At 66.3% G+C, this 14,420-nt stretch carries 12 protein-coding genes; 5 read left to right on the top strand and 7 right to left on the bottom strand.

The window, feature by feature from the left end:
- The 3 genes from FBZ90_RS19735 to FBZ90_RS19725 all read right to left on the bottom strand — a co-directional run bounded on the left by FBZ90_RS19735 (position 1) and on the right by FBZ90_RS19725 (position 3,893).
- Entirely contained in the window at positions 1 to 480 is a 480-nt protein-coding gene (locus FBZ90_RS19735; protein WP_246130539.1) for a hypothetical protein, read from the bottom strand.
- A gap of 235 nt (positions 481 to 715) precedes the next feature.
- On the bottom strand, positions 716 to 2,815 hold the full coding sequence (locus FBZ90_RS19730; protein ID WP_145734701.1) for a S46 family peptidase: 2,100 nt from the start codon (positions 2,813 to 2,815) through the stop codon (positions 716 to 718).
- Positions 2,816 to 2,945: 130 nt separating this feature from the next.
- Positions 2,946 to 3,893, bottom strand: a complete 948-nt coding sequence (locus tag FBZ90_RS19725) for a replication initiator protein A (RefSeq protein ID WP_145734700.1) — start codon at positions 3,891 to 3,893, stop codon at positions 2,946 to 2,948.
- A 1,165-nt stretch (positions 3,894 to 5,058) separates the two neighbouring features.
- On the opposite strand from FBZ90_RS19725, the gene repA reads away from it, so the two are divergent.
- On the top strand, positions 5,059 to 6,315 hold the full coding sequence (gene repA / locus FBZ90_RS19720; protein ID WP_145734699.1) for a plasmid partitioning protein RepA: 1,257 nt from the start codon (positions 5,059 to 5,061) through the stop codon (positions 6,313 to 6,315).
- On the top strand, positions 6,312 to 7,310 hold the full coding sequence (locus tag FBZ90_RS19715; protein WP_145734698.1) for a ParB/RepB/Spo0J family partition protein: 999 nt from the start codon (positions 6,312 to 6,314) through the stop codon (positions 7,308 to 7,310). The genes repA and FBZ90_RS19715 overlap by 4 nt, the downstream gene beginning before the upstream one ends.
- A gap of 161 nt (positions 7,311 to 7,471) precedes the next feature.
- On the opposite strand, the gene FBZ90_RS19710 is transcribed toward FBZ90_RS19715, so the two are convergent.
- Positions 7,472 to 8,638, bottom strand: a complete 1,167-nt coding sequence (locus tag FBZ90_RS19710; RefSeq protein WP_145734697.1) for a hypothetical protein — start codon at positions 8,636 to 8,638, stop codon at positions 7,472 to 7,474.
- Positions 8,639 to 8,790: 152 nt separating this feature from the next.
- On the bottom strand, positions 8,791 to 9,057 hold the full coding sequence (locus tag FBZ90_RS19705) for a metal-sensing transcriptional repressor (protein WP_145734696.1): 267 nt from the start codon (positions 9,055 to 9,057) through the stop codon (positions 8,791 to 8,793).
- Positions 9,058 to 9,118: 61 nt separating this feature from the next.
- On the opposite strand from FBZ90_RS19705, the gene FBZ90_RS27940 reads away from it, so the two are divergent.
- From FBZ90_RS27940 to FBZ90_RS19695, 3 genes are all read left to right on the top strand, one after another.
- Positions 9,119 to 9,295 (top strand): hypothetical protein, encoded by a 177-nt coding sequence (locus FBZ90_RS27940; protein ID WP_186455939.1) that lies wholly within the window; start codon positions 9,119 to 9,121, stop codon positions 9,293 to 9,295.
- A 107-nt stretch (positions 9,296 to 9,402) separates the two neighbouring features.
- Positions 9,403 to 10,506, top strand: a complete 1,104-nt coding sequence (gene ada, locus FBZ90_RS19700) for a bifunctional DNA-binding transcriptional regulator/O6-methylguanine-DNA methyltransferase Ada (RefSeq protein ID WP_145734695.1) — start codon at positions 9,403 to 9,405, stop codon at positions 10,504 to 10,506.
- Positions 10,507 to 10,622: 116 nt separating this feature from the next.
- Positions 10,623 to 11,240, top strand: a complete 618-nt coding sequence (locus FBZ90_RS19695; protein ID WP_246130536.1) for a 2OG-Fe(II) oxygenase — start codon at positions 10,623 to 10,625, stop codon at positions 11,238 to 11,240.
- Positions 11,241 to 11,260: 20 nt separating this feature from the next.
- Here the strand turns inward: FBZ90_RS19695 and FBZ90_RS19690 are convergent, their stop codons facing one another.
- Both FBZ90_RS19690 and FBZ90_RS19685 read right to left on the bottom strand, forming a co-directional pair.
- Positions 11,261 to 12,241 (bottom strand): BMP family ABC transporter substrate-binding protein, encoded by a 981-nt coding sequence (locus FBZ90_RS19690; RefSeq protein ID WP_145734693.1) that lies wholly within the window; start codon positions 12,239 to 12,241, stop codon positions 11,261 to 11,263.
- Positions 12,242 to 12,266: 25 nt separating this feature from the next.
- Positions 12,267 to 14,396: a methyl-accepting chemotaxis protein gene (locus tag FBZ90_RS19685; protein WP_186455937.1), complete on the bottom strand. Its 2,130-nt coding sequence runs from the start codon at positions 14,394 to 14,396 to the stop codon at positions 12,267 to 12,269.
- Positions 14,397 to 14,420 lie beyond the last annotated feature (24 nt).

Here is a 14,420-nt window from a genome sequence, read left to right as displayed (position 1 = left end):
TCAGTTCATGATGCGCCAGGAACCATCCGGCTGCCGGCAGGCTGTACCCACCTGCTGCGTCGGCTGTCCCGCCACCGTGATGGTGGAGGTGTATTCGCGGCAATTGGACTGGTCATAAGCCGGCTTGGCCGCCACCGTCTGGACAGGCGGGGGAGCGACGACCACCGCCGGCGGCGGGGGAGGCGCCTGGACCACGACCGGAGCCGTGTAGACCGGCGGCGGCTCCACATAAACGGGCGGCGGGGCGTAATAGGGGGCGTAGACCGCCGGGTAGGGGGCCCAGTAGGGATTGCGCCAGCGCCAATAGGGGTCATGCCAATAAGGGCCGTAATAGCCCGCGGGCCGCCAATAGGGGCCGACGCCGATGCCCACGCTGACGAAGGTGCGGGCCCCAGCCGGGGCGCTGCCACCGGCCAGCGCCAGCAAGGCCACCACCAGCGACATCATCACCAGGAACGGTGCCTTGAACACGCGCTGCATGATCATCCTCTTTCAGGCGGCGGAGCCGATGGCATCGGTCTTCGCCGAAGCCGCCCTTGATCCTTTCAGGAAGAAGGCCCCGGGGCGCTCGGGGCCAGTCCTCACTCTATAATACGGGACTCTGACCTCTTCCTGACGCCCCCACAGGTGCGGCATTTGGTTTACCCACCACGAGCGCCGCGCATAGGAAAAGGCCCGCGAAATGCATTCCGCGGGCCTTTCTGTCAGGGCTCACTCAGTGCCCGGCCAATTCCTTGGCCAGACGGTTGGCGTGGTAGACCTTGGCCAAGGCCTCCTTCAAGGCACCGACCGTGACCCAGACGGCGCGGTTGACCGAACCGTCATAGCCATAGTCGCCGCCCAGCGACTGGATGTTGCCGTCGAAGATCAGGCCCACGACTTCCGCGTCCTTGTTGATGACGGGGGAGCCGGAGTTGCCGCCGATGATGTCATTGGTGCTGACGGCGTCGAACTTCTGCGACGGGTTGATGGCGTCCTTGGCCTTCAGCCAGCTTTCCGGCAGGGCGAAGGGGAAGGCGCCGGTAGCACGGTCGAAGGTGCCCCCCATGGTGGTGAAGGGGGCGACATGCTGGCCGTTCTGCTCATACCCCTTCACCGCGCCGTAGGAGACGCGGGGGCTGAAGGTGGCGTCCGGGTAGATGGACGTGCCGTGGACCTTGAACATGGCCTGGGCGATATAGCCGGCGTTCTTCTGCTGCACGGCGGCCACGTTGGCCTCCACATCCCGGCGGGCCGCCAGGGCGTCGGCGTCGACCAGCTTGGCGAACCTGATCATGGGGTCGGTCGAGGCGTCCAGGGCGGCCTGGCCCCCCTCCAGCAGGCGCTTGCGCTCCGCCGGGTCACCCAGTGTGGAACCCTTGACCAGATCATCGGCGATCTGCTCGGCCGAGCGGTTGCCGAAGACCTTCTTCACCAGCGGATCATCCGGGCCCAGCTGACGCTGCATGTAGACCAGCTGCATGCGCATCAGCACCCGCTCCAGCTCCGGATAGACCGGGCTGTTGGACAGCAGGCGCTGGCGGATGAAGGGGAAGTTGGCATCGGTGTATTCGCGCAGGCGCTTGCCGTCCGGCAGGGCCCGTTCGCTGGCGGCGCGCACCAGGTTGCGGGCGAAGGTGAACATGTCGGACTGGGTGAAGCTGCGGCCCCCCTCCAGCACGTCATAGCGGGTGGCCACGACAGCGAAATGTTCCACCGACTTGGCGATGGCCGCCCAGGGGTCACCATACTGCTGCTTCAGCGCGGGGTCGGCATCGATGATGGCCTTCAGCTCCGCCTCGTCCTTGCGCTTGGTGGCGATCAGCGCCGGGTCGACCAAGGTCTGCAGGCCGCCGTACAGCGCCTTGTAGCTGTTCTCCAGCGTGAACAGCTTGGTACGGGCGATGCGGCCGTTCTCTTCCCCCTGCGAGGTGAACTGCAGCAGGATGCCGCGCAGTTCGGCCAGGTACAGCAGGCGGTCGGGCAGGGCGTGGTCGCGCTCGTATTCCAGCTCGGCCACGGTGTCCAGGCGCTCCGTCCGGCCGGGATTGCCGGAGGTAAAGACCAAGTCGCCCTCGTTCGCGTCATGGGACGCATAGGGGAAATAGTTGGCCTTGGTGTTCAGCGGCTTCCCGTCCTTGTCGTAGACGCGGACGTAGGAGACGTCCAGGTCATAGCGCGGGAACTCGAAATTGTCGGGATCGCCCCCGAAGAAGGCGATGTCCTCCTCCGGCGCAAACACCAGGCGGACATCCTGATAGCGGTGGTACTTATACAGATTGTAGGCACCGCCATGGTACAGCTCGACCACGTCGCAGCGCGTGTCGTCGGCGCCGCCGGTGCATTCCTTCTGAATGGCGGCCTGCACCTCCTTCAGCGCGGCGGAGAAGGCGTCGCCTTCCTTGCCGGCGGTGGCGGCGTTCACCCGCTGGGTCACGTCGGTGATCTGGACCAGCTGGTTGACCTCCATGTCCGGGCACTTGGCCTCATCCTTCAGCTCGGCCGCGGTGAAGCCGTCCTTGATGTGGTTGTGCTCGGCGGTGGACACCTGCTGGATGCAGGCGCGGGCGCAGTGGTGGTTGGTCTGCACCAGGCCGCTGGCCGACACGAACGCGCCGGAGCAGCCGCGCGCCAGGCGGACGGAGGCCAGTTGCACCCGTTCCAGCCATTTGGGGTCGGGGCTGAAACCATAGGCTTGCTTCACCTTGGCGCTGGGGAAGTTGTTGAAGGTCCACATGCCTTCATCGGCGCCCGCGACCGTGGGCGCCAACAGCAGGCCGGCCAAAGCCGCCGCCGCCAGCGCGCTCAAGGGCGCGCCCTTCAGGAAATCACGCATTAGAGAAATTCCTCACGACAGGTCTGTCCCAGGCCCCGCAGCCAGGATTGGGGGACTTGCACCATGTCTGTCGTGAGATTGCAAGATTGGTAACGGTCGCGGGCGGGCGGCCGCGATCAAGACCGCTGTGTCAGGCCGCCAGGCCGTCCATGTCGCCGATCATCATGTCGGGCAGCGCGTCCGGGAATTCCGGCGCCTGATCGAAAGGCGCCATGGCCGACAGGCTGTCGGTGCGGAAGAAGTACACCATGTGGCTTTTCAGCGGTGTGCGGCCGGGCGGCGGCGGCGCGTTGCGGTCCCGGCCCCAACGGCGGGGGTCCACCACCGTCAGGCCATATTCCGGCAGGGCCTGGCGCTTCTTGGCCAAGGCCACCAGGCGGGCCTTGAACACCTTCAGGTCGCTTTCGGCCCCCACGCGCAGGCGCAGCTTCTCGATGTTCATCTTGAAGGCGCCCTGGTTGCCGCAATGGGCGCGCGCGATCTCATACAGCCGCTTTTCCGTGGGCGACAGCTTGAAATAGTCGGGGTGGTAGGTGAGGATCTTCCGGTCCTTGACCACCGCGCGGTACAGCCAGTCGCACAGCTGCACCGTCAGCGACTTCATGGTCTTACCGCCGTCCTTGTCCCGCCGGTAGTTGATGCGATAGTCCAGCACCCAGGAGAAGGCGCCCGTCTCCCCTTCGCCGCCCGTCTCCAGGTTGGTCAGTACCTGGGTCGACTGCAGGCGCTTGAGCGCGTCCTCCAGCCGTTGATAGGCGGTGTTGGTGGCGTGAATGCCCACCACACGGAAGAAGTCATGGCCGGTGAAGGTCAGGCGGGGGCTGACGGGCTCGCCCCGGTTCAGTTTGTCCTGGATCAGGGAGACGAGGTAGATCAGCACCTCCTTGTCCCAGATGTTGGCGACACCGTGCTTGGTGCCGGTGACCTCGATGCGCACAGTCCCGTCGTCATAGACCGGCAACTCGGTGACCGTCTCCTTGCTGAGGGCGAAGAAGTTGAAAACCATGACCAGACGGTCGTTCTTCACCTTCCCGATCAGGGGGCTGTCCAGCGCCAGGGCCAGTTGGGCCCCAGCCATGGGGGCTTCCACCATGGACGGGGCGGAAATCCTGTCCGCAGTCCCTGTCGTCGTCCCCGCCATTGTCGCCACCCTTTACCCACACAGCAGGCCCCATCCACCATGGATCGGGCGTTCGGACTCCGGATCATGAACGTGGCCGTTCGTCGTCGCCAACGGCAAAAGCGCACTTGGTTGCCGATCCCTTGAGATTTTGGCGCATCCACCCCCCAAATCTGGTGTCATCCTCGAGTCGATAGGGGCCCTGGTATCTGAACCCGTGAGTTCGGGTAACTGAACCCTTGAATCGACTCGCGAAGGGACTCGGACGACTCATCGTGGCGGGGGTGGATCGGGCGGACTCGGGGTCAGGGTGAGTCGGATCGCGGTATCAGAGTCCGAAACCGGCCCGCCGGAGTCCCCAAGCTCAAGGGAACCGCAACCAAGTTTGAGGGAACGGCAACCAAGATCAAGGCTACGGCAACCGACTCCGGCCGACTCGTCCCAATTTCCCTCAAGGGTTCGGATACCGATTTTCCCGGCACCAGGGTTCAGCAACCTTCCGCCAAGGGTTCAGTGACCCAAAACCCGAGGGTTTGGAATCCGCGGCCCCAGGGTTCGGATACCGGGAGTCGTGGGAACGGTTACCAAAACCTACCGCAACCCTCTGTAATATCGACGATTTTAGAGGTCGTAACAGTTAAACCCTATATCTGTTTAACCCTGAATCCTTTTAAGGAAACTATCCACAGGCCAGACTTTCCGCGGCATAGACACCGGCTCGGGGATTAGGCTTGGCGGATCCCAGAGCGGGCTTTCACGTCCAGCTCGTTCCCCGATCGAGGCGCGCTCGTCAGCGGCATTTCAGCAAAAACCCAGGAAATCCGCCATTTCTGGCGATACACCCGCCGCACTGGAAATTGGTATCCGTTCCCTTGAAGATCGGGGGCCGCCAAATAGAAGATCGCGTCGATTTCCAGTCACGATCGCCCGGCTTTCAAGGTTACAGTTACCGAAGACAGCAGCTCAGACTGTTGTTCAAATCCCATCAGCGAATTTTCCCGCCTAATGGGCAAAAAATCGATGATGCGTCAGTTATCCGCATATTTGCCTCAAGATCGCGGTTGGCGTCCGGATCGTGGTTGGGCATTATCCGCCCATCTCTGGCAGCCCCTCGGATACACCAATGACCACCGATGTCAGCGCGCCCGCCGATAGCAACTTTCCGGCCGGCGACGATCCCCTGCAAATCTTCCTCGACCACTCGGAAGGCTGCGACGCCATCCAGCGCAAGATCATCGAAGTGCAGGCCTATCCTGGCCACGCCAAGAGCTTGCGCCTGTTCCCGACTTCTGAAGCCGCGCGGCTGATCCGCATCTCCGAAAGCCATCTGCGCGCCCTGCTGAAGAACGAGCAGTTCCCGCAGGGCACCGTCATCGGCGGCAACAACCGCCGTGGCTTCACCCTGGCGGAGGTGAACCAGATTCGCCGCCAGCTGTTCCAGCAGACCGGCGACGTGCGCTATCGCGTGGGCCGCGATCGGGAGGCGGGGGAGAAGCTGTCGGTCATCACCGTGGCCAACTTCAAGGGCGGTGCGGCGAAGACCACCCACTCCGTCCACCTGGCACAGTACCTGGCCTTGCAAGGCTACCGGGTGTTGATGATCGACCTCGACAGCCAGGCCAGCGCGACCTCCCTGTTCGGCTTCGTGCCGGATGAGCAGTTCGACCGGCTGGATACGCTGTACCGTCTGTTCACCTTGGACGACAGCCAGCGGATCAACGATCTGCGGCCGCTGATCCAGAAGACCTATTGGGACGGGCTGGACGTCATCCCGGCCAATCTGGGTCTTTATTCCACGGAGTTCGAGGTGCCGGTGCGGCAGATGCGCCAGCGGGAACTGCGGTTCTGGCGTATCCTGGCTGACGCCCTGCCGACCATCGACCAGGATTACGACATCATTGTTTGCGACTGCCCGCCGTCGCTCAGCTATCTGTCGATCAACGCCGTCATGGCGGCGAACTTCCTGCTGATCCCCATTCCCCCCAGCATGTTGGATTTCAGCTCCGCCGGCCGGTTCTTCCGCATGGTCTATGAGACGCTGTCCACCCTGGCGCAGGCCGAGGGCGGACGGGTGAAGACCTTCGACGCCGTGCGGCTGCTGGTTTCCAAATACCAGACGGCCGACACCAACCAGAGCCAACTGGTGAAGTGGATGGGCAGCATCTTCGCCGACACGCTACTGGAAAACCGCATGGCCCTGACCACGGGGTTGGATAGTGCCGGCAACCTGAAGCAGAGCTATTACGAACTGGAAGCCAGCGACGTGAACCGCCGTACCTACGAGCGGGGGCTGGAATATCTGAACAACGTGAACGCCGAGATCGAACGCGTGATCTGGGATATCTGGAAGCGCACGCCGGCGCGGGAGGGAACGCGATGAGCCGCAAGGACAGAATGGCCGAACTGGACAACGCCATTGGTGACCTGACCGCCACCCGGGCGGCGCGGCCAGCATCCCCCCGATCGGCCATTCCGATCGTCAACCAGATCGAGAGCGTGTTCCAGGACAGCGCCAAGGAACTGGAAACGCTGCGCGATAGTGGCCGCGTGTTGTTGGAGCTGGACCCGGCCGATATCCACAGCACCCAATATCAGGATCGGCACGTCGCCGCCTTCGCCGACGCCGCCTTTGCCATGCTGGTGCAAGACATCCTGCGCCATGGCCAACTGGCCCCCGTGCTGGTGCGGCCGGCGGCGGATGGGCAGGGGTACGAACTCATCGCCGGGCATCGCCGGACGGCGGCCTGCCGACATCTTGGCCGCAAGGTTGTGGCCCGGGTGATGCAGGCGGACGACCGCGACCTGCTGATCAAGATGGTGCAGGAGAATGAGGCCCGCGCCGACATCTCCGCTTATGAGCGGGCGGTGCAGCTGAAGACTGTGTTGGACACGGGCCTCATGAGCCGGGCGGAGTTGATGGAGCGGTTGGATTTCAGCAAGGGCCACCTGTCCAACCTGCTGAAGTTCGCGGAGTTGCCGCCCACGGTCATCGCGGCCTTGGATGATCCCCGGCCGCTGAAGATCAGCGATGGCGCCAAGCTGGCGCGTCTTATGGCGGAGAGTGAGGAGGCCGCGGCCCGGGTTGAGCAGGTGGCCGCCGACCTGAGCGGCAAGGGCGCTGATGATAACCTGAGTTTCAGCGCACGCCTGCGGGCGTTGATGGCGGCAGCCCAGGGCGAGCCAGCGGCTGAGCCGGAACTGGCGGGGGAGCGGGTGATCCGATCCCGTACCGGCCAGGTGCTGGTGCGTCTATCCCTGCATGAGGGGCGGCCGATCCTGCGCTTGGCCGCCGGCCTTCCCCCCCAGGCGTTGGATGCCCTTTTCTCGCAGTTGCCGGACGCCTTGCGCCGCTGTGGCCTGGATGTCCCCGACTGAGATCATTCCCCAGCCGGCACCATGGTTTTTCCGAAAAAACTTTGAACGACCCCGCCCTGGTGGCGGGGTTTTTCTTTTCCGGTTTCGGGCTCGGCTGGGGTCTCCTCAAGGAAACGGTTACCGAGGTTTTTTCAGAAAAACCACCCCGGCGCCCCTGCGGATCATTCCACAATATAGGCGCGATAGGCGTCCCGACCGGAAATCTCCATCAGCAGATGATCGCGATGCAGGGCGTCCAACAGGCTGCGCGCGGCGGTACCACTCATGTCCAAGGCTTGGGCCAGGCGGCCTGACGTCACCACGGGTTGGGACAGCAGAAAGGCGGCCACCTGGGGCCCGCGAGAGGTGGAGCGCCGGGGGCGCAAGGCTTCCGCCAGTCCACCCTCCGCCGCGCGCAGCCGACGCAGTAGGGCTTCGCCTCGCGCCACGCTGCGTCCCGCTGCCATAAGATAAGCACTGAGCCAGCCGTCGCGGCGGTCAGGCCGGTAGTCCATCGCGTGGCCGAGGAAACCAATGGAGGGCATCAGCACGGGCCCCCCCGCGTAGGCGGGATGGGTGGGGCCATCATAGGTATCCGAACCCTCGACCATGTCCTGTCCACCACGACGGCCCTGTACCAGGCCCTGCCGCGCCGGCCACCAGGCCGCCAGCAAACGCCCGAGGGCGGCGCCCGCGCTCCGGTCCGCCCCCACTTCATGCCAATGGGCCAGGAAGGCGGCGGCGCCGACAAGGGCGGGGGCAGCGCGGAAACGGGCCAGCGCGTCCGGCGCCAAGGCCGCCTGCAGCACGGCCCACCGCTGCTCCGCGCCGACATCCTCCTCAGCGTCACTCCATAGGGAGAAGCCAGGGGACCGGCTGTGCCGAATACGGTCCAGTGCCGCCAGGCGACGGGGGGTGTACAGATGGCGGGGATGGCGGGCCGTGATGCGCCGAACCAAGTCATAGAGGGGCAGGGCTTGGGCGAGGTCTGGATCGGGCGCCCGGTCAAGACTGTCCCAAGCCAACAGTCGCAGGTCGGCGGTATCGACCAGGATGCCGTTCAACCGGGCGGAGGCGGCCGCCTCCTCAATCGCCATGCGGTTGATCCAGCCTGCGGCAACGGCGGGACTGCTGGCGGCCAGTCCGCAGTCCAACCGGACAAGCGCCGCGGAGGCCGCTTCCAACGCCAACCCCTCCGCCGTCGCGTAAGGGGTGCAGAGGTCGTCCTCGTCCTGCCTCTGAGGCCCGGACTTTGGGGAAGCGGAATCGGGAACCTCCGGCCCCGCCGGCGGTTCGGCTAGGGAGGGGGCGTACGGGTTACCCGGCACATCCCACCAGTCGTCACTCATCTTATCCTCCCGCCAAAACGTCCGGAAACATTGGACACGTACGGGGTGGAAAGCAAGTTATTCGACGTTTAGCTTATCTCATCCGAAACCAGTGTGCCGATACCGTCCAATCGGGTGGCCACTCTCACGCCCGGGCGTCTCCCTGGGGCATCTCAGAGGTATTTGGTGATCTCCGCCATTTCGGATAGCCGGGCCCGGGTATCGCTGGGCAGGGGGCCGGTCGCCTCTTCCAGGTGGTGTTCGATGTGATGCAGCACCAAGGCGACCTTGGCCTTGTCGATGGCGCGGGCCACGGCCTGAAGCTGCTGGGCGATGGTCAGGGCGTCCCGCCCTTCCTCCACCATCTGCACGATTTTGCCGAAGTGGCCCTGGGCGCGCTTGAGGCGGTTCAGCAGGTCGGGGGTGGTGGTATGGGTCATACCTTGACTCCTATCCCCCCTGGGGGGTTAAGTCAAATTCTTGAAGGGGAGTTGTCGAGCGATGTGCTGTCGCGCCGCCGTTGAGAAGACCTATCGTCAGATGCGGGCGTCGGGTGCGCCCGACCAGCATGCCTATGAGGCGGCCCTGGTGCTCTACCGGTATAACCATCCGGAAGACGCCGCCCCGGTCGCGGAAGCCGCCGTGGCGCTGTGGACCGGGCACAGCCGGATGCAGTGACTGGCGCGGCGGCGCTCCCCGGAATTTGACCGCAAGACCCGGGATGCCGGGCAGGGGCGTCCGTGGGCATATCGGGGCAGAGACAACACCATCCCAGGATGACGACCATGCCCCGCCTGACCGTATCCCCCACGCGCGCCCTTGCCCATCCATCCCCCGCCCGGACCACCGAGGCCGATCCCCGCTGGCAGGCCGTTCTGGTCCGCGATGCCAGCCAGGATGGGTGCTTCGTCTATTCGGTGAAAACCACCGGCGTCTACTGCCGACCCTCCTGTCCCTCCCGCCTGGCCAAGCCGCAAAACGTCGCCTTTCATGACAGCGCCGCGTCGGCGGAGCAGGCGGGCTTTCGCCCCTGCAAGCGCTGCAGGCCGGACCAGCAAGGCGTGGCGCAGCGTCAGGCCCACCTGGTGGCTCAGGCCTGCCGTACCATCGAGGCGGCGGAGGATGCCCCCGGCCTGGATGCCTTGGCGGCGCAGGCCGGGCTCAGCCCTTATCACTTTCACCGCGTGTTCAAGGCCATCACCGGCCTGACGCCCAAGGCCTACGCTGTCGCACATCGCGCCCGCCGGGTGCGGGAGGAACTGGCCCGACCCGGCGCCACCGTCACCACCGCGCTCTATGACGCCGGCTTCAATGCCAGCAGCCGCTTCTATGAGGCGGCGGATGGGCTGCTGGGCATGCGGCCAGGCGATTACCGCGCCGGCGGCGCCAATGCCGACATCCGCTTTGCCGTGGCGCAATGCAGCTTGGGGGCTGTACTGGTGGCGTGCAGCGGGCGCGGCATTTGCGCCATCGCCTTGGGTGACGATCCAGAGGCGCTGGTGCGCGATCTCCAGGATCGTTTCCCTAGGGCGCGGCTGACCGGCGATGATCCCGCCTTCGATGCCCTGGTCGCCCAGGTGGTCGGTCTGGTCGAGGCGCCGGGCCTGGGAACCGATCTGCCGCTGGACGTGCGCGGCACCGCCTTTCAACAGCGGGTGTGGCAGGCCCTGCGGGCCATCCCGGCGGGGCAGACCGTGAGCTATGCCCAAGTGGCGGCTGGCATCGGCGCCCCCAAGGCGGTGAGGGCGGTCGCGCAAGCCTGCGCCAACAACGTCATCGCCATCGCCATCCCGTGCCATCGTGTGGTGCGCACCGATGGCGCCCTTTCAGGCTACCGCTGGGGCGTGGACCGCAAGCGTGCCCTGTTGGCGCGGGAGCGCGGGGAATGATCGTATCGAGCGCAAAATCCGATATCATTGATGGCGTTGCCAGCACTGTGACTTACGATTGGACGTCTATCCATAAGACCTTGGACACGTACGGCAACGCTGTACTCCCGGCGTTGTTGAGCGCGGACACATGCCGGAGCCTGGCCGCGCTGTACGCGGCGGAGGCGGGCTTCCGCAGCCGTGTCGTTATGGCCCGTCATGGCTTCGGCATGGGGGAGTACAAGTATTGGGCCTACCCCCTGCCGCCGGCGGTACAGGCCCTGCGCACGGCGCTTTACCCCCGGCTGGCGCCCCTGGCCAACCAATGGGCCCGGCGGCTGGGGGAGGAGGTGCGCTATCCAGACAGACACGCGGACTTCCTGGCGATGTGTCACGAGGCGGGGCAGGCCCGGCCCACCCCGCTGCTGCTGCGGTATGGTCCGGGCGATTACAACTGCCTGCACCAGGACCTGTATGGGGAGCGCGTTTTCCCCCTCCAGGTCGCCGTCCTGCTGTCGGAACCGGAACGCGACTTCACGGGTGGGGAGTTCGTGATCACCGAACAGCGCCCGCGTCAGCAATCGCGGGCGGAAGTGGTGCCCTTGCGCCAAGGTGACGCCGTCGTCTTCGCGGTTCACCACCGTCCGGTATCGGGCAGCCGGGGCAGCTATCGCGTGACCTCGCGCCACGGGGTCAGCCGCGTCCGCTCCGGTCAGCGCCACACGCTGGGTATCATCTTCCACGATGCCCTGTAGGGCGCCCAGGTTAGGGCGTCCTAACTGGGGCTGGCGACCTTCACCTGGCCGCTGATGATGGCCTGGCGGGCGCGGGCCACGGCCGCGACGATGGCGGGCGTCCAGACGGCGCGGTTGTCAGCGTCCACCACGACGTCCACCCCGCCCTCCTTCAACCCCAGGCGGGTGATGCCCGGCTTGAAGGTCTGCTGGCGCCCCGCGTCGAAGGCCCGGTCTATGGCGACGTCCAAGCGCTTGACCATCGAGGTCAGCATGCGGCCTGGGTAGAGATAGTTCTGGTTGCTATCCACGCCCACGCCCAGCGCGCCCGTGGAGTTGCCGATGTCCAGGGCGCCGAGGCCGGATACGCCGGCGGCCGGGAACAGCACGTCGGCGCCATGCCGCATCATGTCACGCGCGATCTCCGACGCCGCGAAAGGATCGGAGAAGCCCTTGGGGTCAGCGGCCACCAGGCCGGTCAGCACCGTGGCGTCGGCGCGGGTGTCCTTGACGCCCTGGGCGTAGCCCTTTTCGAAACGCTCGATCACCGCCGCCGGCATGCCGCCGATGAATCCCACCGTGCCGCTTTTGCTGGCCAGTGCGGCCGCCACCCCGACCAGGTACGAGCCCTCGTTCTCGGCGAACAAGACGGAGGCGACGTTGTTTCCCGGGACCACACCGTCAAACAGGGTGAAGCGGACGTCCGCATGCTGGGGGGCGAAGGCGGCCAGCGCGGATTGGAATCGGAAACCGATGAGCGCCACGTCGGTGCATCCAGCGGAAACCGCCGACTGCAAGGCGCCTGGGTAGGCATCCTCGCCAGACGGTTCGAACTCCGCCACGGCCACGCCCGTCTTTTGCGCGAAGGCTTGGCTGCCGTCGTAGGCCATTTCATTGAAGCTCTTATCGAACTTGCCCGCCTCCGTATAAACGACGCAGGGCTTGAAGGGCGCGGCGCTGGCAACGCAAGCACTGCTGGCGAAAAAAGCGCCCGCGAAGGCGATCAGAACCAATCGGGTCATGGCATTCTTCCTCACTTGGCCCTCCTCACGCGGCGGCTTCGGTGGCACGAACCTGGTCGAGGAAACGGCGCACCGCGTCGTTCAGGCGGGCCGCTTGGTCGGCCAATCCCTGGGCACCCTCGCGCACCTGGTTGGCTGCCTCCCCGGTGGACAGCGCGGCGGTGTGGACCTGCCCGATGGTGCTGTTAACCTCCTCCACCCCCAACGCCGCCTCGCTGATCGAGCGGCTGATTTCGGCGGTGGCGGCGTTCTGCTGCTCCACGGCCGCGGCGATGGTGCTGGACACCTGGCTCAGCTGCACGATGGTGCCGCCGATCTGGCGGATGGAATCGACGACCGCGTCCACGGCGCCACGCACGGCCGCGACCTCGCCGGCGATGTCGCCCGTGGCCTTGGAGGTCTGGCCCGCCAGGCTTTTCACCTCGCTGGCCACCACGGCGAAGCCCTTGCCGGCGGCGGCGGCGCGGGCCGCCTCGATGGTGGCGTTCAGCGCCAGCAGGTTGGTCTGGCCGGCGATGTCGTCGATCAGCCGGGTGACGCTGCCGATGCGCTCGGCGGCGCCGGTCAGCCGCTCCACCATGCCGGCGGCGCCGTCGGCCTCCTCATTGGCGCGCTGGGAAATGCTGATGGCCTGCTGCAACTGCCCGCTGATTTCCCGCACCGACAGGGACAGCTGCTCGGTCGCACCCGCCACGGTCTGGGTGTTGCGCGAGGCGGCCTGGCTGGACTGGGCCACGGTGTTGGCCTGCGCGGCGGTCGCGTCGGCCGAGTGGCCCATGCTCTGCGACAGGGCCGTCATCTGCGCCGCCGCGTCCACCAGCGCCGCGATGATGCCGCCCACCGACTGTTCGAAGCCATCGGCCATGGCCGCCATGGCGGCTTGGCGTTTTTCCGCCGCTTCCCGACGCTCGGCCGCCAACTGGGCCTCATGCTGGCGCACCTGCACCGCGTTGGCGCGGAAGACGGTGACGGTGCGCGCCATCTCCGCGATCTCATCGCTGCCCCGGGTGTCGATCTCCACGTCCAGGTCGCCACCCGCCAGCTTCAACATGCCGCGTGACAGGTTGGCGACGCGCCCGGCGATGCTGCGACCGACATAGAAGACGGCCACGCTCACGGCGATGGCGATGCCGGCCAGGCCGGACGCCACCAAGAGACGCCGGGCGAAGGCCGCCACATCCCCCAGCGCCCTTGCCTGGGTTCGCACCTCAGCCTGGGTCTCGGCGCCCAGTTCCGCGCCCAGCTTCTGCACCCGGGCTGCGATGGCGGCGCTCTGATGCAACAGCCGGGCGCTCTGGTCCTGCGCGTCGGCCAGGCGCCCCTTCATCACGGCCAGACCACCGGCGGTGACATCGCCGAAGCCCGGTGCCGCCGGTGCCGCGTTCCCCAATGCGACGCGGGTCAGGGTATCCAGGCTGCTACCGATGGCGGCCCGCGTCTCGGCCGGCAATGTGGCCTGAGTGGCGCGCAGGTGGGCCAGGGCGTCCGCCAGCGCGGCCTTGGCCGCCGCCGGGTCCTCCCCCGCGGCGGCGGGGGCGGCCATCAGGGTCGCGACGGCCCGCAGATCCGCTAGGGTGGACAGGAGGGCGGGGGTGGGCGCGTGGCCCAGCGCGCGCATCACCGCCGCCTGGGCATGTGCATCGGCCTCGGCCGCGGCTTGCTCCTGCGTCGCCACGGCCTGGCGCAGGCGCCAGCGGGCGTCCTCCGCGCCATTCAATACCTGCAGCAGGGCGGAGAAGCGGCCGCCCAGTACCCTCAACTCTTCCAATTGCGCGGTTTGGCCCAGTTGGGCGTTGGCCTGGCGCAGGGCGTCGTTGAACGCCTTTTCCGCCTGGGTCAGCGCCTTGCGCGTGGCCTGCGCTTCCTCATGGGTGGCGGCGATGGAGGCATCCATCGAGGTGCCGGCCAGCCCCTCGGCCGCGCGGGTCAGGGCATCCAGCGTGTCCAGCCGGGGCAGGGTGACGCCGACGATGCCGTTCAGCGTGCTGTCGACGCGGGCGTAGGTCAGCCAGCTTTGGCCGATGATGACCGTCATGGCCAGGATGATGGCGCCAAAGGCCAGTCCCAGGCGTGCCGCCAGCCCCAGCCGCCGTCCGCGCCGTCCGGTGCCGTCTATGGTTGATACCTGTCTGGACCCTATCGTTGTAGCGGCCATCGCTCCGTCCCCCTTCGATGCGGT

The organism is Nitrospirillum pindoramense, from assembly GCF_007827955.1.
Taxonomy (GTDB): domain Bacteria; phylum Pseudomonadota; class Alphaproteobacteria; order Azospirillales; family Azospirillaceae; genus Nitrospirillum; species Nitrospirillum amazonense_B.
The sequence above is the reverse complement of the archived record's forward strand: the minus strand, read 5'-3'. Positions and strand labels throughout refer to the sequence as shown.